The organism is Actinomadura sp. 6N118, assembly GCF_044326415.1.
Lineage (GTDB): Bacteria > Actinomycetota > Actinomycetes > Streptosporangiales > Streptosporangiaceae > Spirillospora.
Genome location: NZ_JBIRAZ010000018.1, coordinates 84649 through 108753, shown reverse-complemented (window position 1 = coordinate 108753; position 24105 = coordinate 84649). Strand labels below are relative to the sequence as shown.

Here is a 24105-nt window from a genome sequence, read left to right as displayed (position 1 = left end):
TGTCACGGCGACGAGGACGAACGCGGAAATGCCTGTTTGGTGCTGGCCAGCCAGCGGGAGCGGAGACCCCCGGGCACGTCCTCGACCGTGAGGGCGTAGCAGATGTGGTCACGCCACGCGCCGTCGATGTGAAGGTGACGGCGGCGAATTCCCTCTTCCCGGAATCCCAGTTTTTCGACCACCCGGCGGCTGGCGGTGTTCTCCGGACGGATATTCGCCTCGACCCGGTGGAGCCCGACCGTGAAGAAACAGTGATCGACGGCGAGGGCGACGGCGGTCGGGATGACTCCCCGGCCCGCCACCTTCCGGTCCACCCAATAGCCGATCTGGGCTGAACGGGCGGAACCCCAGACGACCGCTCCGATGGTCAACTGGCCTGCGAACTTGCCCTCGTGGGTGACCACCCAGGGCAGCGCGAGGCCTTGCCGCGCCTCTCGGCGCATGGTGTGCACCATGCTGAGGTACGGCCCCAGGCCGCTTCGGAACAGCGGTGTCTCGGGATTGGTCGGCTCCCATGGCCGCAGCCACTCGGCGTTACGTACCCGGAGCTCACGCCAGACTGCTGCGTCCCGATGCCGCAGCGGGCGCAGCCCGACCGGGCCCTCGGTCAAGGTGACCGGCCATCCGCGCAGTCGTTCCACGGCTCCATGATTCCCTGGTGAAGTATCCGGACGCCATCAATTGTCGCCGACAACTCTGCCGTAGTGCAGGTCCGGGGCCTGTTGACAGCCCCCCGAAACCAATGATCTGCCATCAGACCCGGAGAAAAGGCGTCATGTGGCACGGAGTACGGGCAGCGGCGCAGCGAAGATCACGACCAGCGACCGCCCTTCATGACCTTTTCGACCTCCATGTCGTCGCTGAGCACGACGAGATCAGCCTCCTTGCCGATCTCCAGCGAGCCGATGCGGTCGTCCAGACCCAGCGCGCGGGCAGGGATCAACGCGGCCGAACGGGCGGCGTCCTCGATCGGCACCCCCACGACCGTGACGGCGCGCCGGAAGCCATCGGCCATCGTGATCGTGCTGCCCGCGATGGACGTACCGCCGGCGAGCATGGCGCGCCCGTCCTTGACCTCGACGTTCATGACGCCAAGGGTGTACGAGCCGTCGCCCATCCCGGCCGCCGCCATCGAATCGGTGATGAGGGCGACGCGGTCGGGGCCCGCAGCGGTGAACGTGAGGCGCGCGACCTCGGTGTCGATGTGCACGCCGTCGTTGATCAGCTCAACGGTGACTCGCGCGTCGTTCAGCGCGGCGACGATGGGGCCGCCCTCGCGGTGATGCAACGGGCGCATCGCGTTGAACAAGTGGGTGGCGACCCGCGCACCCGCGTCGAACGCCTCCCTGACCTGCGCCGCAGTGCCGTCCGTGTGCCCGACCGCGGCAACGACGCCCTCGTCCACGGCGGCGCGTACGAGGTCCAGACCGCCGGGCAGCTCGGGCGCCAACGTGATCATGCGGATGTGGCCGCCGCCCGCCTTGACCAGCCGCCGGAACTCGGCGAGGTCGGGTTCGCGCAGCAGCGAGGGCTCGTGGGCGCCGCACCGGCCCACCGCGATGTACGGCCCTTCCAGGTGGACACCCGCGATGAGGCCGTCGGAGGCCAGTTCGGCCAGCCCGGACACCGCGTCCAGCATCTCGTCCGTGCTGCCGGTGACCAGCCCGGCCGTCAGCGTCGTGGTGCCGTGGGCGCGGTGGAACTTCACCACCTGCCGCGCGTCCTCGGCCCGCCCGCTCTGGTACGAGTGGCCCGCGCCGCCGTGCAGGTGCATGTCGACGAATCCAGGCACCACGTACCGCCCGCCCATGTCCAGAACATCTGCCTCGTCCGGTGCGGCGGAGCCAGCTTCGGCGCGGTCGGAGTCACCCGCGCCAAGACCAGACGCGCTCGCGCCGAGGTTGGACGTACTCGCGCCGAAGTCGGACGCGTTCGCACCGAGTCCGGACGTATTTGTTCCGTGCCCGGACGTGCTCGTGCCGAGGTCGGAGGCGCTCGTGCCGAGGTCGGAGGCGCTCGTGCAGAGGTCGGAGGAGCCTGTGCCGAGACCCGGATCGACTCCGCCAAGGCCAGGAGCGCCCACGCCGATGTCGGCTATCCGGCCGCCGTCGATGCGCAGCCAACCGTGCTGGACGGCGTTCGGGAGAACGAGACGGGCGTTGGCAAGGACGGTCATGGCAGGTTCACACCTCGGCGTCGAGGATGACCGACCGGTCAGGTTGCGCGGGGTATCGGGATCCAGCCCGCGGTTGCGAGCGATCTCGACGGCGAGCCGCTGTATGTGGATCAGGTCGGCCAGCGGGTCCAGGTCACTCACGATCATAGTTCCGCCGACCCCGGTCACCTGGTCGGATAGGCCGCGTCTGGCAGGTGGCGAACGCGTCGGCCTCCCCCGGTCAGGCGCCCGGCAGGGGGGATGGTCGGAGAACTTCCCAGGGCGGGGGCCAGGCGCCCAGCGGCGGAGGTGATCAGAGAACCTCCCAGGGCGGGGGGAGGCGCCTGGCGGCGGGAGTGGTCGGACAACCTCCCAGGGCGGGGGGCAGACGCCCGGCAACGGGAGTGATCAGAGAACCTCCCAGGGCGGAGGTCAGACGCCCGGCAACGGGAGTGATCAGAGAACCTCCCAGGCGGGGGTCAGGCGCCTGGCGGTGGGGGTGGTCAGGGAGTGTCCGGGGTGGGGTCGGTGCCGTCGGGGGTGGGGTGGTCGCCGCCGCCTATCTGGTCGATGGCGTGGTAGAGGACCGGGGCCAGGACGGCCATGCCGTCGCGGACGCCGCCGGTGGAGCCGGGGAGGTTGACGATGAGCGTGCGGCCGGCGACGCCGGCCAGGCCACGCGACAGGATCGCGGTGGGGACGGCGTCGCGGTTCTGCATGCGGATGGCTTCGGCGATGCCCGGGATCTCGCGTTCGATCACGAGGCGGGTCATCTCGGGGGTCAGGTCCATCGGGGTGAGCCCGGTACCACCCGTGGTGACGACGAGGTCGTACTCCGACTCCACGGCCTCCCTCAGCACCTCCGCGACCGGATCGCCGTCGGGGATCACCACCGGGCCGTCCACCTGGCAACCGAGGTTCTGCAGCAGCTCTACGAGCACCGGCCCGGACTTGTCGGCGTACACGCCCGCCGACGCCCGGTTGGACACCGTGACGGCCATCGTCCGGATCATCGTCGCCTCCCTGGTCCGCCGGGACCGGCTCGGTGCGTACGTGGCATGCGGGCCTCAGGACTCGCCGCGGCGCCAGACGCCGGTCTTGCCGCCGGTCTTCTCCTCCACCCGCACGTCGGTGATCACCGCTGCCGGGTCGATGGCCTTCACCATGTCGATCAGCGCCAGGCCCGCGACGGTGACGGAGGTCAGCGCCTCCATCTCCACGCCGGTGCGGTCGGCGGTACGGACGGTCGCGCTGATCGCGACGCCGCCGTCCTGGACCACCAGGTCGACCGAGACGCCGTGCAGCGCGATCGGGTGGCAGAGCGGCACCAGGTCGGGGGTGCGCTTGGCGCCCATGATCCCGGCGATCCGCGCGACCGACAGCGCGTCGCCCTTGGGCACGTCGCCGGAACGCAGCGCGACGACGCAGTCGGGTGACAGCCGCACGAAACCCGTGGCGGTGGCGGTACGGGACGACACGTTCTTGGCCGACACATCGACCATGCGTGCCGCTCCCGACGAGTCAAGATGCGTGAAACCGGTGAACTCCGAACCCATGGCGCTCATGACGGCAACCTCAAGACCTCGACATGCGAACCGGCGGGCAGCTCCTCGGCGTCCTCGGGCAACGCGATGAGCGCGTTCGCCGACGACAGCGCGGCCAGCTGGTGGGATCCCTGTCCCTCCGCCGGAGTGACGGTGTAACTCTGCTGCATATGCGCACCCCGGTTGGACGTAAGGGTCGCACGCAGGAAATGCTTAAGCCCGGCCGGGGACTTCACGTCCTCAGCCAGTACCGCTGTAACGGTGGGCAGCGTCTCCGGGGGCAGGCCCTGCATGGCGCGTAGAGCGGGCCTGACGAATACCTGGAACGAGACGTACGCGCTGACCGGGTTGCCCGGCAGCGTGAAGATGGGCGTGCCCTCCATTAGGCCGAATCCCTGGGGCTTTCCGGGCCGCATCCGCACCTTGTGGAACTGCACGGTGCCGACCCCGGTCAGCACCTCCTTGACCACGTCGCGTGCCCCCATGGAGACACCGCCGGACGTGACGAGGGCGTCGGCGCGCATGAGCTGGTCTTCCAGAGACTCCAGCACCTTGCGCGGATCGTCCTCGACCATGGCCTGCCGGTACCCGACTCCGCCCGCCTCGATCACCGCGGCGGTGAGCATGAAGCTGTTGGAGTCCCAGATCTGCCCTGGCGCCAGCTCGGAGCCCGGCTCCCGCAGCTCGCTGCCCGTGGAGAGCACGACGACGCGCGGCTTGGGCCGTACGACGGCGCGTGCACGGCCGACCGCAGCGAGCATGCCCAGCTGGGTGGCGCCCAGCCGGGTCCCGGGGGCCGCGACGATCTCACCTTCCAGGACGTCCTCTCCAGACCGCCGGATGTAGTGGCCAGGCGGCGCGGAACGGTTGATCCGGACGGTTGCGGCGCCGCCGTCCGTCCACTCGACCGGGATGACGGCGTCGGCACCGGCAGGCATGGGCGCGCCCGTCATGATCCGGGCGGCCAGGCCAGGCCGGATCGCGGTCACCCCGGAGTCACCGGCGGCGATGTCACCGATCACTGGCAACACCGCCGGCTCGGCCTCCGAGGCCTTCGCGACGTCGGCCGACACCACCGCGTACCCGTCCATCGCGGAGTTGTCGAAGGGCGGCAGCGACACCGGCGCGGTCACCGGCTCGGCGAGCACAGTGCCCGTCGCCTCCAGCAGTGCCAGATCCAGCGGCGGCAACACCGGCACGCTGGCCAGGATGTCCGCCAGATGCTCGTCGACCGTCCTCATGGCACCCCTTCCCCCGAAACTAGCGCGATTCGGACCAGCTACTAGCCCGGATTCGCCCCGGACTCGTCTTGGACTCCCCCTGGCCTCGCCCTGGCCTCGCCCCGGACTCGCCCGGTTTCGCCCTGGACTCGCTCGGACTCGCTCGGACTCGCTCCGGACGCGCCTTGGACCGGGCTACTCGCCCCAGACCCGCTACTCGCCGTCGTGCTGTCGCACGAATTCCCGCAGCCACGGCATGAACTCGGGCGCCAAGTCGGGGCGCTCAGACGCGAACTGCACGACGGTACGCAGGTACTCCAGCTTGTTGCCGGTGTCGTAGCGACGGCCCCGGAACTTCACCCCGTACACGCCACCGCCCTGTTCGGCGGGCATGTCACCGAGGGTGCGCAGGGCGTCCGTCAGCTGGATCTCGCCGCCGCGGCCGGGCGGGGTCTTCTCCAGGACGTCGAAGACCGCCGGGTCGCACACGTACCGTCCGATGATGATCCAGTTGCTGGGCGCCTCCTCCACCGACGGCTTCTCGACCAGATCGGTGATCTTGACGACGTCCTGCTCGCCGGTCGCCTCGATGGCGGCGCAGCCGTACGCGGACACCTGGTCCGGTTCGACCTCCATCAGGGCCACGACGCTGCCGCCGTGCTTCTGCCGGACCTCGATCATCCGGGTGAGCAGCTGGTCCCGCGCGTCGATCATGTCGTCGCCGAGCAGCACGGCGAACGGCTCGTTCCCGACGTGCTGGCGGGCGCAGTGCACCGCGTGCCCGAGGCCGCGCGGCTCGCCCTGCCGGACGTAGTGCATGATCGCCAGGTCACTGGACTCGTGCACGGCGGCCAGGCGATCCTCGTCGCCCTTCGCGCGCAGCGCGTCCTCCAGCTCGTAGGCCCGGTCGAAGTGGTCCTCGATGGACCGCTTGCTCCGGCCGGTGATCATCAGAACGTCGTTGAGACCGGCGGCGACCGCCTCCTCGACGACGTACTGGATCGCCGGCTTGTCGACGATGGGCAACATTTCCTTGGGGGTCGCCTTGGTGGCGGGCAAGAATCTGGTACCGAGACCGGCCGCCGGGACGACCGCCTTTAGTACAGGTGCGAAGTCGGCCATGAAGAGACCCTAGCCACCGAGAGCGAGCAAAACGTGCAGCACCCTGAGCAGGAGGCTGAAATCTCCATAACAAACTCAGCAAAAAGCGAGACCGAGCCTGGCGCAGCCACCGAAGACTCCACAGCAGACGCCAGTGAGGGCGCTGCACAGCAGGCTACGCAGGACGCCGCGCGGGAGGCTGAGCAAGGCGCTGCGCAAGGCGCTGAGCAGGGCGCCACGCAAGGTGCTATGGAGGGCTCTGCCCAAGGGGTTACGCAGGGCGCTATGCAGAGCGACGCGCAAGGGGTTACACAGGGCGCTATGGAGGGCGCTGCGCAAGGAGTTACTCAGGGGGCTGCTGAAGGGGCTGCGCAGGGGGGTGCCCATGCTGCTAAGCGGGAGTTGCGGCGCTCAATGCTCGCCGCCAGGGGAGAGATGAGCCCCGACGAGCGCGCCGCTGCGGCTCGTTCCATGCGGGATGCTCTGCTTTCGGCGCCCGAGCTGGAGATGGGCGGCACGATCGCCGCGTACGTCTCGTTCGGCACCGAGCCCGACACGCGCGGGCTGATCTTCGGGCTGTGGAAGCGCGGCGCGTACGTCCTCCTCCCGCGCCTGCTCCCGGACGGCGACCTGGACTGGGCGTCGTACGAGGGCCCCGACTCGCTCGTCCCCGGTCCGATGGGCCTGCTGGAGCCGGCCGAGCCGCCTCGTGGCCCGGAAGCCGTGGGCAGCGCGGACGTGGTGCTCGTCCCGGCCGTGGCGATCGACCGCACGGGGCTTCGCCTTGGCCGCGGCGGTGGTTCGTACGACCGCGCCCTGGCCAGGGTCGGCCCGGCGATCCTCACCGTTGGCCTGGTGTACGACGCGGAGCTGGTGGACGAGGTCCCCGCCGAGCCGCACGACCGCCGCGTCCGCGCCGCGGTGACCCCTGAAGGCGGGCTACTCCGATTCCCCCCGTGGCCCCTACGCTGACCTGGACAAGATCACGGCCCAATCCGCCCTCACGGCGGCCGAGCCCGCCCTGCGCCCTGGAGGTACGACATGACGACGCCGTGGCGGATCCTTTCCCTGCCTCCGCTCGACCATGATCTGGTCCGCGGGTTGTTCGCCTCGCTCGGCGACGCCGTGGAGATCACGTTTCCGGAGACCCGGGACCGGGCCGCGCTCCATGCCGCGCTGCCGGAAACCGAGCTGATCATCGGGGACTTCACCGGTCAGCTGGCGCTCGACGCGGACGCCGTGGCAGCCGCACCCCGCCTGGCGTTCGTTCAGATGCCGTCGGTCGGGACGGACAGCCTCGACCTGGACGCACTCGCCGCCGCCGAGGTCCCCGCGGCCAACGCCGCCGGGTTCAACGCGCGGGCCGTGGCGGAATGGGCGGTCGGCGCCGCGTTCGCGCTCTGCCGGCACCTGGTCTGGGGCGACCGGCTGGTCCGTGCGGGCCAGTGGCCGCAGATGGAACTGCTCGCCCGCGGCCCGCGGGAGATCCACACGCAGCGGGTAGGGATCATCGGGTACGGGCCGATCGGCGAGGAGGCGGCCCGGCTGTTCGGGGTGCTCGGCAGCCCGGTGTCGTACTGGTCCCGGCGCCGCCGCCCCGAGGCGTCCGCCACGTACCGCGAGTTCGACGATCTGCTGGCGAACTCCGACATCCTCGTGATCGCGATACCGCTCACGCCCGAGACCACCGGGTTGCTGAACGCGGAGAAGCTCGCGCTGCTGCCGCCCAACGCCCTGCTGGTGAACGTGGGCCGCGGCGGGATCGCGCCGGACGCCGACGTGCTCGCCGCGCTCGAATCGGGACGCCTGGCCGGGGCCGCACTCGACGTCTTCGAGGAGGAACCACCGCCCGCCGACCATCCCCTCCGTACCCACGAGAACGTGCTGGTGTCGCCGCACACGGCAGGCGGAAGCTCGATGTCCCAGATCAAGCTGGTGACGATGGTCAAGGACAACATCGCCGCAGCGGTCTCCGGCCACCCTGTGACGAACGTCGTGAACGGCGTGAACCCACAGGTCAAGCGCCGCTGATTCGCTCCTATGGGCCCTTCGGGGGCGCGAACGGTCAGTCGCAAATAGGTGATCCGTATACGAATATGTAGGATCTCTTAACGATCAGGCTTCCGCGACCCCGAAGGGTGGGATGTGCACCTCGACCTCTGGCTACTCTTCGGGGCCACACTCGTACTCTGCGCCATCATCGCGGTCCGCCTTTCCCATCAGGCGGGCCTTCCGTCACTGCTCGCCTATATGGGGCTCGGCCTGTTCATCGGCGAGGCCGGCCCCCTGCACATCGAGTTCGACAACGCGATGGTCGCCGAGACACTCGGCCTGGCCGCGCTCGTTCTGATCCTGGCCGAGGGCGGCATCACCACCAACTGGCGCAACGTACGGCCGTCGGCCCCTGCCGCCCTGGCGGTCTCAACGCTCGGGACGCTGATCAGCATCGTCGTGGTGGCGGTCGCCGCCGCCTGGCTGATCGGCCTGGACTGGCGGCTGGCGTTCCTGCTGGCGGCCGTGCTCGCGCCGACGGACGCCGCGGCGGTGTTCTCGGTGCTGCGCAGGCTGCCGTTGCCGTCCCGGCTGAGCGGGCTGCTGGAGGCCGAATCGGGCTTCAACGACGCGCCCGTCGTCATCGTCGTCGTCACGCTCAGCACGACCCACGCGGGCATGCCCAACCTGCTGGAGCTCGCCGGGGTCATGGTGTACGAGCTGATCGCGGGCGGCTTGATCGGCATCGCGATCGGTTGGCTGGGCGCGTACGCGCTGCGCCGGGTGGCCCTGCCCGCCTCCGGCCTCTACCCGATCGCGGTGCTGTCGCTTGCGGTCGGCTCGTACGGCGCGGCGGCGTTGTTGCACGCCAGCGGATTCCTCGCCGTGTACGTGAGCGCGCTGGTGCTGGGCAACTCCCGCCTTCCCCACCGCCCGGCCACGCGTGGCTTTGCCGAGGGCATCGCGTGGCTGGCCCAGATCGGGCTGTTCGTGATGCTGGGTTTGCTGGCCTCCCCGAGCGAGCTGCCTGGGCAGATCGTGCCCGCGCTCTTGATCGGCTTCGTGCTGCTCCTGATAGCGCGGCCGGTTTCGGTCGTGCTGTCCACGATCGGCTTCAAGCTCAGCTGGGGTGAGAAGATCTTCGCCTCGTGGGCCGGCCTGCGCGGCGCGGTGCCGATCGTTCTCACCACGATCCCCATGGTGGAAGAGGTTTCGGGCTCGGGACGGCTCTTCGCCATCGTCTTCAACATCGTGGTGGTCTTCACGATCCTCCAAGGGCCGACACTGCCGCTGGTGGCGCGCTGGTGCGGTCTCAGGAGCGACGAAGAGGCCCGCGAGCTCGACGTGGAAGCGGCGCCGCTGGAGGAGCTGCACGCCGACCTGCTGGAGGTCCGGGTCCCGATGGACTCACGGCTGAACGGAGTCGAGATCTTCGAGCTTCGCCTCCCCGCAGGAGCCCTGGTCACCCTGGTCGTCCGGGACGGAAGCAGTTTCGTCCCAGAGCCGACCACCACCCTCCGCGCGGGCGACACACTCCTGGTCGTCAGCACCGCCGAGGTCCGCGACGCCGCCGAACGCCGCCTCCGCGCCGTAAGCCGCCGAGGCAAACTGGCCGGCTGGTTCGGCGAAACAGGCAACTGACCACCTCCACCAAGCCCTCGGCCAAGATCGAGCCCCACCGAGCCTCACTGAAGCCCCGGCCAGGAGCGTGCCCGAGAGGCCAGCGGGATGGCCCTGGCCGGCGGGACCGCCCCGGCCCACGAGACCGTCCACGGGACGGCCCTGGCCCACGGGACGTCCCTGGCCGACGGGATGGCCCTGGCTGGCCATGGAGTACGCCGTGGAAATATGCCCAGGGCGAATCGTGTTCCAGTCATGGGTACCATTAGCAGTCGTTCTAGAGGAGTGCCAGCCCCACCCTTGGGGCTGAGTCAGCGAGGAGGAACCGTGCCGACGTATCAGTACGTTTGCACCGAGTGCGGCGAGCCTCTCGAGGTCGTGCAGAAGTTCAGCGACGACGCGCTGACCGAGTGCCCGAGCTGCACCGGGAAGCTGCGCAAGGTCTTCTCCGCTGCCGGCATCATCTTCAAGGGCAGCGGTTTCTACCGGACCGACAGCAGGTCCGGCAAGTCGTCGTCCACCGTGGGCGCCGGCAGCGCTTCGCCCAACGGCTCGTCCGGTAAGTCGGAGTCGTCTTCGTCGGACTCCGCGAGCTCGTCGAGTTCGTCGGGCAGTGACTCCTCCTCGTCCAATGGCTCCAGCAGCTCCAGCGGGTCTTCGAGCGGGTCTTCGAGCAGCTCCGGGAGCGGCTCGGGCGCGAAGGTCGCCTGAACGAGGTCCATAGCGTTCAGAGGGTCATGGCCAAGTTTCCGCCAGTAGGCGGACAGCGGCCATGGCCCTTTCGGCGTCCTCAAACCGGTCGGCCAGGGTGAGAAACCGGCCAGGCAGGGTGGGCGCGGGCACGGCCCTAGAGTTCGGCAAGCCGGGCAGCCTGCGCCCAGGTAGCCGTTCCTCGTCGTGCTCGCGGTGATACCTAAGGTGGAGCCTGGAGTACGGCGCTTCTCCCAGGCAATGCGCCGCGAGGTGTACGGGTGCGACCCCCGTCCCACATGTTCGAGGAAGTCGATAAACGGGCGCGCCACGGAGCCGCCTAGGACTCCTCCGCCGCCACCCTCAGCATCCCCAATGCAGCCCTCAGCATCGGCCGCCAGCCGTATAACCAATGGTCAGCGGCAATCTGGGCTCCCGCCGCACGACGATCTCCATCCTCTCCCAGAGGGCTCATGGTCGCGACAGTGATCATTCCCGTCACGACGGGCAGCTCTGCGGGCGCTCTGCGACGCACTTTCGATCCAGCACGGTGCTTTTCGATCCAGCACGGCGCCTGCCGCGACGCGGCCCCTCCGCCTGCAGGACGGCCTCGCCCTCCTTGCGGCCGAGCGTTCGACCTGCCCGTACCTCACAGGGCGTAGGCCCGATCCTCTTGTTCACTCCCGAGGTGTAGCCCCAGTCACCTCTCGAGCCCGACGCGCGTACGACAACCGTCCGGCGACCATCAGGTCATGCCAGAGAACGTAGTGGTGAGCAGCGGATCGGCGGCGGACGAACAGCCCGACCGCTCCCGCCGCCACCCCCAGCGGCCCAACGACTTCTGGGGCCGCGATGACTTTGAGACCCCCGACGAGTCATCAGGGATGGGTCAGGGGCGGCTCGGGGGGCTTCCTGATACCGGTCTCACCCTTCGCCACGGACTCTGACATGGACGCTGCGGGGCGATGAGACAAAGTCGAGATACTACTTGACAAGTCTCTAACGTAGAGACAATCTAAGCAAACACGACATATCTCGAAGAGCGCCAAGGCAGGAGAGGAAACGATGAGTGCACCGAGCCAGGCTCCCCCCAAAGGTTGGGCTTACCGACTCGCAAGCCTGATATCGGGCAGACGTACCAAATGGGCGGTGCTCGCCCTGTGGGTCATCGCGCTGGTGGCCCTCGGACCGCTCGCCGGCAAGCTGGGCGACGTAGAGAAGAACGACGCGGCGAGCTGGTTGCCTAAGAGCGCCGAGTCCACGCAGGTCGTCAAGCTGCAGGAGCAGTTCCGCAAGGACGAGACGATGCTCGCCGTCATCGTCTACGAACGTTCCGGCGGTTCCATCACGGCGGCAGACACGGCGAAGGCCAAGGCTGACACGGCCACCTTCGGCAAGCTGCCGGGTGCGCAGGGCGTGCAGGGGCCGTTCCTGTCGAAGGACGGCAAGGCCCTGCAGACCCTTGTTCCGCTGACCGACGTCGACGTCACCAAGGCCGTCGATGACGCGCGAGACCTGTCCAAGCGCGGCCCGCCCGGGCTGGACGCGCACGTCACGGGGCCCGCGGGCGGCGGTGCCGACATGTTCAAGGTCTTCGAGACCATCGACGGCTTCCTGCTGATGGCCGCCGGCATCGTCGTGATCGTGCTGCTGCTGATCATCTACCGCAGCCCGGGGTTGTGGTTCGTCCCCGTCCTGAGCGCCGTCTTCGCGCTCGGCTTGGCGCAGTCGGTGGTCTACCTCCTGGCCAAGAACGGCGGCGTGACCGTCAACGGGCAAAGCGCAGGCATCCTCACCGTTCTCGTGTTCGGGGTCGCCACCGACTACGCGCTGCTGCTCGTGGCCCGCTACCGCGAGGAACTGCACCGCCACGAGGACCGCCACGAGGCCATGGCGTTCGCGCTGCACCGCGCCGGGCCCGCCATCATCGCCTCCGCAGCCACCGTTGCGGTCGGCCTACTGTGCCTGCTCGTCGCCGACATGAACTCCACCAAGGGCATGGGCCCTGTCGCCGCGGCCGGTGTCATCACCGCCCTGGCCGCCATGACCACCCTCCTGCCCGCGCTGCTGGTCATCTTCGGCCGCTGGCTCTTCTGGCCGCTCGTGCCGCGCTACGACACCAAGTACCTCGACCCCGAGTCGTACGACAAGGAGCACGGCATCTGGAGCAAGGTGTCACGGCTCGTCAGCGCCAAGCCCCGCATCCTCTGGGCCGTCACCTCGATCGGCCTGGTCGCCATGACCCTCGGCCTCGGCTCGCTCAAGGCCGACGGGCTCTCGGACGCCGGCCAGTTCGTCGACAAGCCCGACTCGATCGTCGGCGCCGAGGCGGTCTCCCGGCACTTCCCCGCCGGCTCCGGCGCACCGGCCGTGATCATCGCCAAGGCCTCCGCCTCCGACCAGGTGGCCCGCGCCGTCTCCGGTACGCCCGGTGTCGCCGAACTGAGCAAGCCGGTCACCGCGAAGGGGCTGGTGCAGTACGAGGCGACGCTCAAGGACTCGGCCGACAGCAAGGCCGCGCAGAACACCATCGACCGGCTGCGTGACACCGTCCATGGGGTGCCAGGGGCCGACGCCCAGGTAGGCGGTATGACCGCCACCAACCTGGACATCCAGCGAGCCTCGGCCCGTGACAACAAGGTCATCATCCCGATCGTGCTAGCCGTGGTCTTCCTGATCCTGGTGGCCCTCCTCCGGGCGCTGGTCGCACCGCTGCTGATGATGGCCACCGTGGTGCTGTCGTTCCTCGCCTCGCTCGGGGCCTGTGCGCTGATCTTCAAGCACGCGTTCGGGTTCGAGGGCACCGATGCCGGATTCCCGCTGCTGGCGTTCATCTTCCTGGTGGCCCTCGGCGTGGACTACAACATCTTCCTGATGCACCGCGTCCGGGAGGAGTCGCAGCATCTCGGCACCCGCCGCGGCGTCCTGCGCGGCCTCACCGTCACCGGTGGCGTCATCACCTCGGCCGGGCTGGTGCTGGCGGCGACGTTCGCCGCGCTGGCCACCCTGCCGCTGGTGTCGATGGCCGAGATGGGCTTCGTGGTCGCCTTCGGTGTCCTGCTCGACACGATCATCGTGCGGTCGCTGCTGCTGCCCGCGCTGTCGTTCGACATCGGCCGCCGCATCTGGACCCCGGGCCGCCTCGCCAAGCAAGAGCCGACCACCACGGTCTCCGCACCCGAGCCGCCCAAGGTCCTAGACCCAGTCGGCTGACCGGCCGGCCGGCCGTCGGCTGACCGGTCGGCTGACCGCCAAGGCTGAACCCCAGCAGACCGGTCAGCTGACGGCCACGACTGAATCCGCACCCTCCGCTGAACCCGCACCCTCCGTTGAACCCGCACCTCTCCGCTGAACCCGCGCCCTCCGCACGGGACACGGAGACCCCCTCCGAGAAGGGGCCCGGCACCGCCGCCGGGCCCCTTCGCCATGTCCGCAACCGAAGTTATCCACAGATTGGAGAGGGTCTCCCGGACACCTCCGAAGGGTGGTTAATGTCAGCGGCATGACAACGCCTTCCGCATCCATCCCCGCCGCCGAGATCGGTGTCATCGGCGGTTCCGGGTTCTACTCGTTCCTCGACGACATCGAGGAGGTGCAGGTCGACACGCCCTACGGCCCGCCCAGTGACCGGATCGCGATCGGCGACGTCGGCGGCCGGCGCGTCGCGTTCGTCCCCCGCCACGGCCGCGACCACCGCTACCCTCCGCACAAGATCCCCTATCGGGCCAACCTGTGGGCGCTGCGGTCCCTCGGCGTCCGCCAGATCCTCGCTCCCAGCGCAGTCGGCTCGCTGACCCCCGCCTACGGCCCTGGCACCTTGGCCGTGCCCGACCAGTTCGTCGACCGTACGTCCGGCCGCGCGCAGACCTACTACGACGAGAACGCCGCGATCCACGTCTCGTTCGCCGACCCCTACTGTCCCATCGGCCGCACCGTCGCCGTGGAGACCGCGCGCAAGGCCGACTGGGAGCCGGTCGACGGCGGCACCCTCGTGGTCATCGAAGGCCCGCGCTTCTCCACCCGCGCCGAGTCACAGTGGTACGCGGCGCAGGGCTGGACGCTGGTCGGCATGACCGGCCACCCGGAGGCCGTCCTGGCCCGCGAGCTGGCCCTCTGCTACACCCCCCTCTGCCTGGTCACCGACCTCGACGCCGGCATCGAGGAGGGCGAGGGCGTCACGATGGAGGAGGTCTACCGCGTCTTCGCCCAAAACATCGACCGCCTCCGCGCCGTGGTCTCCGACGCGGTCATGTCCCTCCCAACCGACCGCACCTGCCCCTGTGCTCGCACCCTGGACGGCATGACCCTCCCTCTGGATCTCCCATGACCGGGTGGTTAGCACGGTGGCGGCGGCCGGTGGCGGCGCTGTCTGCGGCGGTCGCCACAGCATTGGCGTTGCTCGCGCTCAAACCCGGCCCGCCGCCCTCGGTCACAGTGGTCGCCGCCGCCCGTGACCTGCCAGGCGGCTCCGCGCTCCGGCCCGGCGACCTTCACACCATCGCGCTGCCCGCCGACCTGGTGCCCGACGGAGCCCTCCACACTCCCGCCACAGGCCGTTTGCTGGCCGGCCCAGTCCGACGGGGCGAGCCATTGACCGACGCCCGCCTGATGAGCCCCGGCCTCTTACGAGGCCACCCGGGCACCGTGGCGACACCGATCCGGATCGCCGACGCAGCCGCCGTACGCCTCCTCCGGACCGGCGACCGCATCGACGTCCTCGCCACCCCGTCAGAGGACGCCAGCCCTCCATGGGCTCGCCTCATAGTCGCCGGAGTGACGGTGATCGCACTGCCGCCCCCTCCCGAGACATCAGACCAGGGCGCCCTGGTCGTCGTCGCGACATCGAGCAGACAAGCATCCGCTCTTGTCGCAGCCTCCACCCGATCAAGATTGTCGCTCACTATCGTGGGATAGTTGACAATCCGTAGTCGATCAATCACAGGATTCTCATGGACGGCTTCAAGAAGTTTCTGCTGCGCGGCAATCTGGTCGAGCTGGCCGTGGCGGTGGTCATCGGCACCGCCTTCGGCGCCCTGGTGACCGCGCTGGTGTCCTCGTTCATCACCCCGCTGATCGCCGCGATCGGCGGCAAGCCCGACTTCGCCTCGCTCTACTTCACGGTGAACGGCTCGAAATTCCCCTACGGCATCTTCCTGAACGCCCTGATCTCGTTCCTGATCATCGCAGCCGTCGTCTACTTCCTGGTCGTGCAGCCGGTCGCCGCTCTCTTGGCCCGAATGAACCGCAACAAGGAGGCAACCGAACGCGACTGCCCAGCCTGCCTGAGCGAGATCCCCCTCAAAGCCACCCGCTGCAAGTTCTGCACAACTGAGCTCGCCACCCCCTGACAACCCAACACACCCCTCGCAACCCCCACCCACGGGCGCCTGGCGACGAACCCACAAACGCCTAAGTGCACAGGCGCAGGCGCGTGTGGCACTCAAGATGTGATCAATAAAGAAGCTCGGTGGTGGGTACGGGCGGTCTGAACAACTCCCCTTCCGCAGGAGCGCTCCATGGGTGGCTTCAAGAAGTTCCTGATCCGCGGCAACCTCGTCGAACTCGCGGTCGCGTTCGTCGTGGGCGCCGCGTTCGCGAGCCTTGTGAAGGACTTCGCGACGGCGTTCATCGCGCCGCTGATCTCTCTGCTCGGTGGCAAGCCCGACTACACGCGGCTGGCGGTCACGGTCGACGGAACGAAGTTCCCGTACGGGGTGTTCCTCACCTCAGCGATCGCGTTCCTCATGACCGCGCTGATCGTGTATTTCATCGTGGTGCTGCCGACCACCAAGTTCATCGAGCGCCTGGACCGGCACAAGGAGGTCACCGAACGCGAGTGCCCCCAATGCCTCAGCGACATCCCGGTGAAGGCCCGCCGGTGCCGTTACTGCACCGTCGAGGTCGTGCCCGCCACCGAGGCGCCGGCCACCTAGTCCTCCTCGGTGCCGTACTCCCAGTGCCATGGTTCGAACGGGTTGGAGTACGCCCACGACGGATGCAGCCATCCGTACTTCTTGGAGTTGGACTCCATCCAGTTGAACTGGGTCGAGCCCGAGCTCTGCACGCCGCCGCACAGATCGAGCGCCTGGCCGCGCCCGTGGTTGCTCGTACCTGGCACTGCCGCAAACCCAGGTCGCTGCGAGTAAATGCGGTTCTGATCGGCCAGGCTCCGGTACGAGTCGGTCACGCACATGTCGCGTCCGAAGCGTCTCTTGTACGCGGCGTTCAGCTTGTAGAACGCCAGGGCCGCGTCGGCCCGAAGCTGCTCGCCCTTCTGCGGCAGCGGGCACAGATACTTGCTGGGGATCAGCCCGTTCGGGAAGTTCCGCGCGTTCTTGGCCAGGTCCTTGTCACAGCCCAGCTCAAGCCGCCGGTCACGGTCGATCCGCAGCTTCTTGAGCATCGACGTCAGTTGCTTGGTGAGCTGCGTCGATTTGTTCTTGAGCCCGTCGATCTCCTGCTGCAGCTGTGTCTGCTCGACCGCGTTCTTCGACTGCAACTCCTGCGCCTCCGACGTCAGCCGGGACCTGCGGCTCTGCAGCTCGTCGGCCTTCCGTACCAGCGCGTCCTGCCCGTTCGCCAAATGCGTGACGTCCGCCGTCGCCCGCAGAGCGTCGCCCACATTCCCGCCCCCGAAAATCGCCATCGACCCAGCGGCGCCCGGCTGCTGGTACGAGGCGTTCGCCAGCCTCGCCAGGGGCTCGCGGATGCGGTTGAGCTCCGCCTCCGCCTTGCCAAGGTCTTTCAGAGTGGTGCGAAGCTTGTCCTGGGAGCGTGCCAAATCTTTCTTACGGCTCTCCATCTGCTTTGTGGCCTTCTCCAACTGCGTACGAGCCGCAGAGGCCTGTCGCCGGAGGGCCTCAAGGGGATCCTTGACCGCAGCCTGCGCCACGGGCGCACCCAGCGTCGTCATCACCAGGAAAACCGCGGTCAGCCCCGCCGACCGAGGGGTTGGCAATTCGTTCCTCCTGATGCCCTGAGAGCAGTCCGCAGGCACGCTACTACAGGTTTCTGAGTGACCTGAGCGGATCTGCCCTTACCGGACCTCGTACCCGTGCCGCTGGCACCACCTGCGAAGGAAGGGGTTCTCGGCCCACTCCCGCGGGCACCGCCGTACCACCGGCGGCCGAGACGGCCGCAGGCTCGGAGTGACCTTCGGCCGCGGCGCCCTCCGAACCTGCGGTGCCCGGCTCTTCACAGGCCGTGGCGGCACGAACTCCTCGTACGTCGGATGACTCTCAGAAACCGACGGCGTCGGCTTGACCGCCGCCGCGCCCGGCGGCCGCTCCGGCTCCGGCTCGTCGCTCCGCACCACAATGCCGACGACAAGCCCGAGGGCCACGATCGCAGTGGCCACAAGAGCGAGCACCCGCCACGGGGCACGCTTCAGAGCCGATAGGTCCCCTCGATGGCGTCCCGTCACGGCAACGTAGCGTACCGATCCGACCCCGCTCCGGCTATAGCACCTCATAAGAGGAGCGATCGGGGCTCCCGTTCCCCTATTCTGTATGTGCCGTCCGCTAGGCTCTTCCGGCAAGCAACGGCATGCCTCCGTAGCTCAGGGGATAGAGCACCGCTCTCCTAAAGCGGGTGTCGCAGGTTCGAATCCTGCCGGGGGCGCCAGTCTGACCACACGAAAAAAGCCCCTGACCAGCGCGAACGCTGGCCAGGGGCTTCCTGGTGTATGCGGCTCTATGCAGCCGTGTGCGGGCGACTGCGGTTGATCGGTCCCAATACGGTCCCACGGGACCGGGCTGCGGGCGGGGCCCTACTGATCGTTGAGTGCGTCGGTTATGCGGCGTTTGGCGGCCTCGTCCTGGCCCACGATGCACTTGGCGTAGACCTTGAGCAGCACTTCGACACTGTGGCCGGCCCATTCGGCGACCTGGGGGGCCGGTACGCCCGCGTTCAGCCAGGTGGACACGCACGCGTGGCGCAGGTCGTAGGGGCGTTCGGCCAATGGCGAAGCGACCTGATCAGCCGAGAGGGCATCTTTCCGGGCCCTTCGCCACGCTCGGCGGTAGGTGATGTTGGGCAATTCTCCCCCACGCACGCCATAGAACACGCGGCCGTCCGGACCGCTGCTGAACTGGGCAAGATGTTTCCGGAGAATCCGCGTCAGCTCGGGTGTGCAGGGCACCGGCCGAGTCTCGTCTTCAGCACGGTGTTTGAGAGAGCGTTCCTCGCGTAGCGCGCCGTCGTCGGTCCAGTCTCGCCCCGCGAACGGCGCTGACTTGCGCACCACGATCTCACCCCAGCCATTGGCTGGTTCACAGAGTTGCTCGGTCCCCTCGTCCTTCACCAGCAGTGGAAGGGTGATGTCATTCCTCCGGATGTTGACGGCTTCCTCGGGGCGGAGGGCGGCGTAGTACATCACGGCGAAGAACGCTGCCAAGTGCGGGCCGCTGGGCTCTTGTTTCCTGACCGCATCGAGTAGGGCCCGTGCTTGGGCATGGTTGACGACGCGACGACGGTCTACCTCCCCGCTGGTTCGCGCCGGTCTCCATTTCAGTTCTCGAATCGGGTTGCCGTCCAAGAGCTTGAGTTCGGCGGCGTAATCCATGGCGTTGGCCAACAGCATTCGGTGTTTTCTGGCCGAGGTGGCGGCAACCTTCTTGCCGTCAACCCTTGAGGTTGCCGCATCCAGAAGCGCCCGTGCTGTGGCAGGTTCGGCGAGAGCCGAGACGGGCTTGGTGTTCTCCGACAGCCACCGCAGGATCGCGGCGACGTCGTCGGGGGCGTGATCGCGGTTCTTGGTGTTGAATCCCCACCGCTGCATAGCGGCGCGAAGCTTCGCGTCGTCCGGTCTGCCTCGCTCGGTGGCGAGCATGGCCGGGGTTGCGGCGGTCAGTGCCCGCGCGATATCGCCCCGATACCGGGCGGCGGCGGGCTTCCACTTCATGTCTACGTACCGGCAGGCGAAGTCGTACCAACTCATGTCCGCCCGGTCGTCACGTTCCCAGGAGACGGGCTTGCCGGTAGTGATGCTGAACGACTCACCATTACGTGTCGCGGTGACAAGAGCACTTCGGTAGGCGTCGGCCTGCGCGAAGTTCTTGAACGGTTCCTTCCAGACCTCACCCGCCACGCTCCATCGCACGCGGTAGGAGGTGACCTTGCCGTGCTTGTTCTTGCGTGCTTCGATCTCGTGGACGCGCACCTTGTAGGTCGTCTTCTGCATCAGGCGACGTCCCCGCACCCGTCATACCAGCGCTCGAAGTCGGCGCGACGAATACGGAGTTCGCCGTTTGGAACCCTCTTGCAGCGTGGCGCCCTTCCCTTCGCGCGCCATTCGTAGAAGGTTCTCCGGGAAATCTGGAGGATTCGGCAGATGTCCGTGACGGTGAGGTCTTCTTCGGTAGTGACCGCCATTCGTGTGGTCTCCCTAAAAGAACGAAAGCGGCCCCGGGGCGGCGGTGTTGTGCCGCCCCGGGCCGCCGGGGGTGAAGGACAGGCTTTGGTTGCGTTGCGTGACTAGCGGAGGGGTGAGGGCGGGGCTCGGGGACTGGTGACAGGGGGACAGAAACCGACAGAAATGTTTGTGTCGGTTTCTGTCCCCCTGTCACCGTGTCCCTGTCTGGGGATCCGCCCCCGTTCCGGTGACGGTGCGTGAGTGTGGGTGGGGGCGGTCATCGCGGCTCCTGGAACAGCTCGGGGTGGAGCTCGTAGGAAGGGGCCGCGGGCCGTCCTCGGCTTGTGATGGGGGCCGAGGGGACGCAGCGGGCCCAGCCGTGGGTTTCCAGGACGCGTAGGGCGGGGTCGAGGTCGGCGACCTTGCGGACGCGGCCCTTCAGGGGACCGCGCATGAGGTCGCGGGTGGTGAAGCGGGTCGTTGCGGTGCGGCGTGCCCAGTCGATGACGGTGCGGGCGTGGTTGACGGCGGGATCGGCTCCGATGGCGTCGTAGGCGGTTTGGGCGTGGGTGATGAAGTAGTCGCCGAGTTCGGCGGCGGCCTGGAAGATGGCCAGGTCGATGGGACGGGCGTAGCCGTCGCGTAGGTGCTTGCCGAGGTGGAGTAGGGCGGCGATACGGACCACGGCACCGACGTATTTGCCGGCCCAGTCGGTCATGTGGGCCAGGTCGCCGGTGCTGGGGCGTAGCCGTGGCTCGATGTCATCCAGCAGCGCCACCACAGCGTCCTGTGCTTCCGGGGTGAACGTCAGCGTGACCGGTTGGGCATCGGCCTCCCCGAGCGGCCGTAGGGAGAGCACCAGGGCGGTCAAAGTGCGTTCATAATCGGCGGTCACGTGGGCCGGGATTGGATCGGGTCGAGAGTGGCGGTAGCCCAGCAGGGATTCGGGCATCGAGATCAGTAGCCTGCCCAGTAGGCCCTGTGCGCGAAACTCGGGGGTGTCGCCGAGCCCGGCCAGCACGCCAGGTTGCAGGCAGACCCCCAGGGTGAGGGTGGCGGCGTCGATGCGTTCAGACGCCCGCCCCATGCGCTCAATGCGCATTTCCTCACCGGCGTGGCCTGACAGGAACACCCCGATATCCGGTGTTCCGGAGTAGCGGCCACCGGCGATGGAGAACAACTTGCCCCCCTCGGGGGCCAGCACGGCGAACCGTCCAGCTTGTTCGGCCAGCCGAGAGGTGACCTTCTCCACAGTGGCGTCATTGCCGGTGAACAGCTTGGGCTCGGCTGGGACGGCAGTGCTGTCGGCCTTGAGCCGAGCACCGGCGGCGTTGGCCGCGGTGTTGGGGTCGTCGGGGCGGTCCATGGCGCGCTGTTCGGCGCGTTCGGCTTCGGCCTCGGCCACCCGCCGCGCGATCACCGCTTCGGCGATCGCGGGCCGGGCCGCCTCGATCAGGGCGTCTTCGGCGGCCCGGATGGGGGCGGTCATGGCCTTGTAGACCTCGGATTTGCGGTTACCTGGAGGCAGCACCATCAGCAGAAACAGGTTGGTCGGCTCGCTCCAGGCGCCGGCGTTGACCCACACGTTTCCACCCGCCGCCACGGCCAGGACCGCCAACGCGAGGCAGCCGGCCAGGTCAGGCGGAGTTTGGGTCAGGTGCGCCACGCTTGCGGCGTACTCCCCCGCCCAGTCCGGCAGGCACCAGATCGGGAACGAGGGCAGGTCCGGGGCCGCGGACAGTGGGGTGGGGTCGGACCACCCGCGGGTGTCGGGGGCGGTGATCGCGGCCACCTCGGCTGCGACGGCGGCGCGCAGGTCGGCAGTGCCGTCGTCGATGCCACGCTGACCGACCTGTGCGAGCCGGGTGCCGGTGGCAACCACAGCGCGGGCATAGGCCAGATCCCGCACCAGGTGCGCCCAATGAGCGGCGTTGGCCGCGACAGGCACGTTCGCGATCAGGGTGTGCAGGTAGGGGCCACCCCCGACCTTGCTCAGGTTGCGGTTGCCGATTTGCGCACCGACCGACAGGGGGTCGGTCGGCTCGCCACGGTCGGCCAGCGCGGTGACCGCTTCCCAGATGCGGACGTGCGCGGGTCGGTAGAAGTCGGCGGGCTCCAACAGCGGCCGCACCTGGGCCAGCGCGGCCGCTGACAGCATCACCGCACCGAGAACGTGCTGTTCGGCCTCGATGCTGTGCGGGGCATTAGCGGCCAGCCCCACGTCATGGGACTGGCCATCGATTACCCGCAGCGGGGTGGGTTTGGTCATGGCGTGATCTCAACCTCACAGAGCGGTACATCGTGGGCGAGTTGGCGATGCAGCTCGATCAGGCGGCCCGCGGCCCCTGCTGCTCTCCTTCGTGCGGCGTGGGCAGGGCGAACAGGTCGAGTTGCGTGGCCGGGACGTGGTCGACACACACGCGCATCTGGGCGACGTCCGGGCGGGGCGTGCCGTAGGTGCCGGTGAGGTGGTGCCAGACGGCGTCCTGCCACGGCCGGGCGGTGGCGGCGCCGATGACGGCGGCGGCCATCACCGGCGGGACCGAATCGGCGATCCGCTGGAAGCGGGACGTCCGCGAGCCCTGCCAGGGGTAGTCGACAGGGAAGCTTTGCAGGAGCCCGGCTTGCCGGTCGGTCAGGCGCCCGGCGACGCTGCCCAGGTCGGTGCGGTACCAACTCCGGGCGCCGTTGCCGGTCAATGACACCGCTGGTTGATCGGCGCTGAACTCGTTGCCGCCGGGGGTGCTGCGGTTGCCACGGGTGTTGACACGTACGCCGGTCGGCCAGCCCAGCGCGGCAGCCATCGTGGTGACCGGGAACGGCGTGACCGGGTTCGGCGGCAGGTCGGCGGGGGCGGGCCCGAACCGATCGCAGTCCCACCGGGCCCGATACGGCAGCCCGGACAGGTCCGGGGCGTGGCCGCGGGTGGCGATCAGGAACACGCGGGTGCGGCGGGTCGCGGCGCCGAAGTCGTCGGCGCGCAACCTCAGCACGGTGCAGGTATCCCATCGGTGCATCGCGGCCAACTCGGCGGCCATCTCCCGCCAGATCCCGTCTACCGCGGGCACCTGTTCGGCGACCAACCACCGCAGGTCCGGCAGGGACAGGGCGACGTCGAGGGTTTCCAGGACCAGCGCGGTACGGGCGTCGGTGACAGCGGCGGCGATGTCGTCCAGCGTGCGCCGCGGGTCGGTTGAGTCGGCGAGGGGTTCGACGGCGTCCAGCACGGTGGCGTAGTCGGCGCGGCCGGTGCGCTTGCCGGAGTCGGCGAAGGTCGGGCACGGCGGCCCGGACACCCAGCCTTTGGCGGCCGGGAAGTCGCCGGGGTCCAGGGTGCGGACGTCGGCGTGCACGCGGGGGTGGCCAGCGGCGCGTGCGGTGGCGCACGCGGCGCCGTTCATCTCGTATCCCAGCGCGGGACCGAGGCCGAGCATCCGGATGCCCTCCGACAGTCCGCCGGCGCCGGCGAACCCTTCCAGCACGGTCACGCTCATGCGGCACCTTCTGTGAGGTCGTGTGCGGGTTGCTCGGTGCGGCGGGCCAGAACGGCTTCGGCGCACGTTTTGTGGCAGGGGCGGCCTTGGCCGTCGCGGCAGAACGCGCCGCGCCGGCAGTGCACGCACGGCAGCCGCTTGCCGCCGCCCCAGTGCGCACTGTCGCGCCAGTCCAGTCCGACAGACGGTCGGGTCATGCCGCCACCTCCCCTGGGCTGGTGGCGGGTGGAGTGAACAGTTCGGTTTGCTGGCCGCGGGCGATGAGGGTGGTCAGCAGGCGGGCGCGCCATCGGGTGGCGTAGGCCAGGCAGTTCGCGCAGTTCTTGTGGCCGGTACAGCCCATCAGGGCGGGTTCGCGGCGGGCGCTGTAGCTCCAGGCCATGGAATCGGCGGAGGCCAGATGGTGGCCGTAGCGCTGCAACCCACCGGTCTTGACGCCGAAGCCATGCAGCTCCAGCCCCAGGCCGGCGAGGGTGGCCACGATGTGGCCGATCTCGCCGGTGGACTGGCGGCGGCACACCGACCCCAACCCCACCCGCGGGAGCGCGGCCAGGTCCACACCGGCCGATGCATACAGCTCGACGCAATACACGTACTCATCCAGCGTCCAGCCCTGGACAACGGGCAGCCACGGCAGGCCGGGCGCGAGCTCACGCAGTTGCAGGTAGTTGGCGACGGTGCGGTGTTGGTGCTCACGGACACTCAGCCCGGTCCGCTCCACCATGAACCGCTCGCACATCCAGTCCTGCTGAGACAGGAAGTCGGGCATGCCCAGGGTGTCTACGTAACGGGCGCCCGCTTCGGTGGTTCTGAGCGCGGGACTTGGCCCCACTTACCGGTCAGCGGTGGCCCCAGCCCGTGATCGACGGATTACGTTCCGGTGAGTTCTGGCCCCACCTGAGGGGTTGTGGTGGGACGCTGGTGGGGCGCCGGGATG

Annotated in this window: 22 protein-coding genes and 1 tRNA gene; 10 read left to right on the top strand and 13 right to left on the bottom strand. The window is 68.8% G+C overall.

What is annotated here, in order from left to right; genetic code table 11:
• Positions 1-2: 2 nt before the first annotated feature.
• The 6 genes from ACH34W_RS37885 to galU all read right to left on the bottom strand — a co-directional run bounded on the left by ACH34W_RS37885 (position 3) and on the right by galU (position 6041).
• Positions 3-641 carry a GNAT family N-acetyltransferase gene (locus ACH34W_RS37885; protein ID WP_395965998.1) on the bottom strand — a complete coding sequence of 213 codons (639 nt, stop codon included), beginning with the start codon at positions 639-641 and terminating at the stop codon, positions 3-5.
• A gap of 170 nt (positions 642-811) precedes the next feature.
• On the bottom strand, positions 812-2317 hold the full coding sequence (gene nagA, locus ACH34W_RS37880) for an N-acetylglucosamine-6-phosphate deacetylase (RefSeq protein ID WP_395965997.1): 1506 nt from the start codon (positions 2315-2317) through the stop codon (positions 812-814).
• Positions 2318-2658: 341 nt separating this feature from the next.
• Complete coding sequence (locus ACH34W_RS37875) at positions 2659-3168, bottom strand: molybdenum cofactor biosynthesis protein B (protein WP_395965996.1); 510 nt, start codon at positions 3166-3168, stop codon at positions 2659-2661.
• 54 nt (positions 3169-3222) lie between these two features.
• Complete coding sequence (gene moaC, locus ACH34W_RS37870) at positions 3223-3711, bottom strand: cyclic pyranopterin monophosphate synthase MoaC (protein ID WP_395966106.1); 489 nt, start codon at positions 3709-3711, stop codon at positions 3223-3225.
• A gap of 5 nt (positions 3712-3716) precedes the next feature.
• The gene (gene glp / locus ACH34W_RS37865) at positions 3717-4940 is read right to left on the bottom strand and encodes a gephyrin-like molybdotransferase Glp (protein WP_395965995.1); all 1224 of its coding nucleotides are present in this window, start codon (positions 4938-4940) and stop codon (positions 3717-3719) included.
• 192 nt (positions 4941-5132) lie between these two features.
• Positions 5133-6041 carry a UTP--glucose-1-phosphate uridylyltransferase GalU gene (gene galU, locus ACH34W_RS37860; protein ID WP_395965994.1) on the bottom strand — a complete coding sequence of 303 codons (909 nt, stop codon included), beginning with the start codon at positions 6039-6041 and terminating at the stop codon, positions 5133-5135.
• 300 nt (positions 6042-6341) lie between these two features.
• Between galU and ACH34W_RS37855 the strand changes: the two genes are divergently transcribed.
• From ACH34W_RS37855 to ACH34W_RS37815, 9 genes are all read left to right on the top strand, one after another.
• Positions 6342-6992 (top strand): 5-formyltetrahydrofolate cyclo-ligase, encoded by a 651-nt coding sequence (locus ACH34W_RS37855; protein WP_395965993.1) that lies wholly within the window; start codon positions 6342-6344, stop codon positions 6990-6992.
• Between the two features lie 69 nt (positions 6993-7061).
• Positions 7062-8051, top strand: a complete 990-nt coding sequence (locus ACH34W_RS37850) for an NAD(P)-dependent oxidoreductase (protein ID WP_395965992.1) — start codon at positions 7062-7064, stop codon at positions 8049-8051.
• 114 nt (positions 8052-8165) lie between these two features.
• Positions 8166-9653 (top strand): potassium/proton antiporter, encoded by a 1488-nt coding sequence (locus ACH34W_RS37845; RefSeq protein ID WP_395965991.1) that lies wholly within the window; start codon positions 8166-8168, stop codon positions 9651-9653.
• 306 nt (positions 9654-9959) lie between these two features.
• Positions 9960-10343, top strand: coding sequence for an FmdB family zinc ribbon protein (locus ACH34W_RS37840; RefSeq protein ID WP_395965990.1), 384 nt, complete (start codon positions 9960-9962; stop codon positions 10341-10343).
• A 1128-nt stretch (positions 10344-11471) separates the two neighbouring features.
• The gene (locus ACH34W_RS37835; RefSeq protein WP_395965989.1) at positions 11472-13535 is read left to right on the top strand and encodes an MMPL family transporter; all 2064 of its coding nucleotides are present in this window, start codon (positions 11472-11474) and stop codon (positions 13533-13535) included.
• A 289-nt stretch (positions 13536-13824) separates the two neighbouring features.
• Entirely contained in the window at positions 13825-14649 is an 825-nt protein-coding gene (locus ACH34W_RS37830) for an S-methyl-5'-thioadenosine phosphorylase (protein WP_395965988.1), read from the top strand.
• Positions 14646-15236 carry a Flp pilus assembly protein CpaB gene (locus ACH34W_RS37825; protein ID WP_395965987.1) on the top strand — a complete coding sequence of 197 codons (591 nt, stop codon included), beginning with the start codon at positions 14646-14648 and terminating at the stop codon, positions 15234-15236. Before ACH34W_RS37830 ends, ACH34W_RS37825 begins: the two co-directional genes overlap by 4 nt.
• A gap of 35 nt (positions 15237-15271) precedes the next feature.
• A complete protein-coding gene (gene mscL / locus ACH34W_RS37820) occupies positions 15272-15670 on the top strand; it encodes a large conductance mechanosensitive channel protein MscL (RefSeq protein ID WP_395965986.1) in 399 nt (132 codons plus the stop codon).
• A gap of 168 nt (positions 15671-15838) precedes the next feature.
• Positions 15839-16255 (top strand): MscL family protein, encoded by a 417-nt coding sequence (locus ACH34W_RS37815; protein ID WP_395965985.1) that lies wholly within the window; start codon positions 15839-15841, stop codon positions 16253-16255.
• Here ACH34W_RS37815 and ACH34W_RS37810 read toward each other — a convergent pair.
• Entirely contained in the window at positions 16252-17280 is a 1029-nt protein-coding gene (locus ACH34W_RS37810) for a D-alanyl-D-alanine carboxypeptidase family protein (protein WP_395965984.1), read from the bottom strand. The genes ACH34W_RS37815 and ACH34W_RS37810 overlap by 4 nt on opposite strands.
• Positions 17281-17869: 589 nt before the next feature.
• On the opposite strand from ACH34W_RS37810, the gene ACH34W_RS37805 reads away from it, so the two are divergent.
• Positions 17870-17945 (top strand) — tRNA-Arg (locus ACH34W_RS37805).
• Between the two features lie 145 nt (positions 17946-18090).
• On the opposite strand, the gene ACH34W_RS37800 is transcribed toward ACH34W_RS37805, so the two are convergent.
• From ACH34W_RS37800 to ACH34W_RS37775, 6 genes are all read right to left on the bottom strand, one after another.
• The gene (locus ACH34W_RS37800; protein WP_395965983.1) at positions 18091-19503 is read right to left on the bottom strand and encodes a tyrosine-type recombinase/integrase; all 1413 of its coding nucleotides are present in this window, start codon (positions 19501-19503) and stop codon (positions 18091-18093) included.
• On the bottom strand, positions 19503-19694 hold the full coding sequence (locus tag ACH34W_RS37795; protein ID WP_395965982.1) for a helix-turn-helix transcriptional regulator: 192 nt from the start codon (positions 19692-19694) through the stop codon (positions 19503-19505). Before ACH34W_RS37795 ends, ACH34W_RS37800 begins: the two co-directional genes overlap by 1 nt.
• Positions 19695-19951: 257 nt before the next feature.
• A complete protein-coding gene (locus ACH34W_RS37790) occupies positions 19952-21943 on the bottom strand; it encodes a DUF3987 domain-containing protein (RefSeq protein ID WP_395965981.1) in 1992 nt (663 codons plus the stop codon).
• A gap of 58 nt (positions 21944-22001) precedes the next feature.
• Complete coding sequence (locus ACH34W_RS37785; RefSeq protein WP_395965980.1) at positions 22002-23168, bottom strand: DNA cytosine methyltransferase; 1167 nt, start codon at positions 23166-23168, stop codon at positions 22002-22004.
• Positions 23165-23365: a hypothetical protein gene (locus tag ACH34W_RS37780; RefSeq protein ID WP_395965979.1), complete on the bottom strand. Its 201-nt coding sequence runs from the start codon at positions 23363-23365 to the stop codon at positions 23165-23167. The genes ACH34W_RS37785 and ACH34W_RS37780 overlap by 4 nt, the downstream gene beginning before the upstream one ends.
• A complete protein-coding gene (locus tag ACH34W_RS37775) occupies positions 23362-23937 on the bottom strand; it encodes a hypothetical protein (RefSeq protein ID WP_395965978.1) in 576 nt (191 codons plus the stop codon). Before ACH34W_RS37775 ends, ACH34W_RS37780 begins: the two co-directional genes overlap by 4 nt.
• Positions 23938-24105 lie beyond the last annotated feature (168 nt).

Coding starts and splice junctions, on each gene's coding strand:
- ACH34W_RS37825 (WP_395965987.1), top strand. CDS start 14,646: ATGACCGGGTGGTTAGCACGGTGGCGGCGGCCGGTGGCGGCGCTGTCT.
- ACH34W_RS37775 (WP_395965978.1), bottom strand. CDS start 23,937: ATGCCCGACTTCCTGTCTCAGCAGGACTGGATGTGCGAGCGGTTCATG.
- ACH34W_RS37795 (WP_395965982.1), bottom strand. CDS start 19,694: ATGGCGGTCACTACCGAAGAAGACCTCACCGTCACGGACATCTGCCGA.
- ACH34W_RS37850 (WP_395965992.1), top strand. CDS start 7,062: ATGACGACGCCGTGGCGGATCCTTTCCCTGCCTCCGCTCGACCATGAT.
- galU (WP_395965994.1), bottom strand. CDS start 6,041: ATGGCCGACTTCGCACCTGTACTAAAGGCGGTCGTCCCGGCGGCCGGT.
- moaC (WP_395966106.1), bottom strand. CDS start 3,711: ATGGGTTCGGAGTTCACCGGTTTCACGCATCTTGACTCGTCGGGAGCG.
- glp (WP_395965995.1), bottom strand. CDS start 4,940: ATGAGGACGGTCGACGAGCATCTGGCGGACATCCTGGCCAGCGTGCCG.
- ACH34W_RS37780 (WP_395965979.1), bottom strand. CDS start 23,365: ATGACCCGACCGTCTGTCGGACTGGACTGGCGCGACAGTGCGCACTGG.
- ACH34W_RS37790 (WP_395965981.1), bottom strand. CDS start 21,943: ATGACCAAACCCACCCCGCTGCGGGTAATCGATGGCCAGTCCCATGAC.
- ACH34W_RS37875 (WP_395965996.1), bottom strand. CDS start 3,168: ATGATCCGGACGATGGCCGTCACGGTGTCCAACCGGGCGTCGGCGGGC.
- mscL (WP_395965986.1), top strand. CDS start 15,272: ATGGACGGCTTCAAGAAGTTTCTGCTGCGCGGCAATCTGGTCGAGCTG.
- ACH34W_RS37855 (WP_395965993.1), top strand. CDS start 6,342: ATGGAGGGCGCTGCGCAAGGAGTTACTCAGGGGGCTGCTGAAGGGGCT.
- ACH34W_RS37785 (WP_395965980.1), bottom strand. CDS start 23,168: ATGAGCGTGACCGTGCTGGAAGGGTTCGCCGGCGCCGGCGGACTGTCG.
- ACH34W_RS37815 (WP_395965985.1), top strand. CDS start 15,839: ATGGGTGGCTTCAAGAAGTTCCTGATCCGCGGCAACCTCGTCGAACTC.
- ACH34W_RS37800 (WP_395965983.1), bottom strand. CDS start 19,503: ATGCAGAAGACGACCTACAAGGTGCGCGTCCACGAGATCGAAGCACGC.
- ACH34W_RS37830 (WP_395965988.1), top strand. CDS start 13,825: ATGACAACGCCTTCCGCATCCATCCCCGCCGCCGAGATCGGTGTCATC.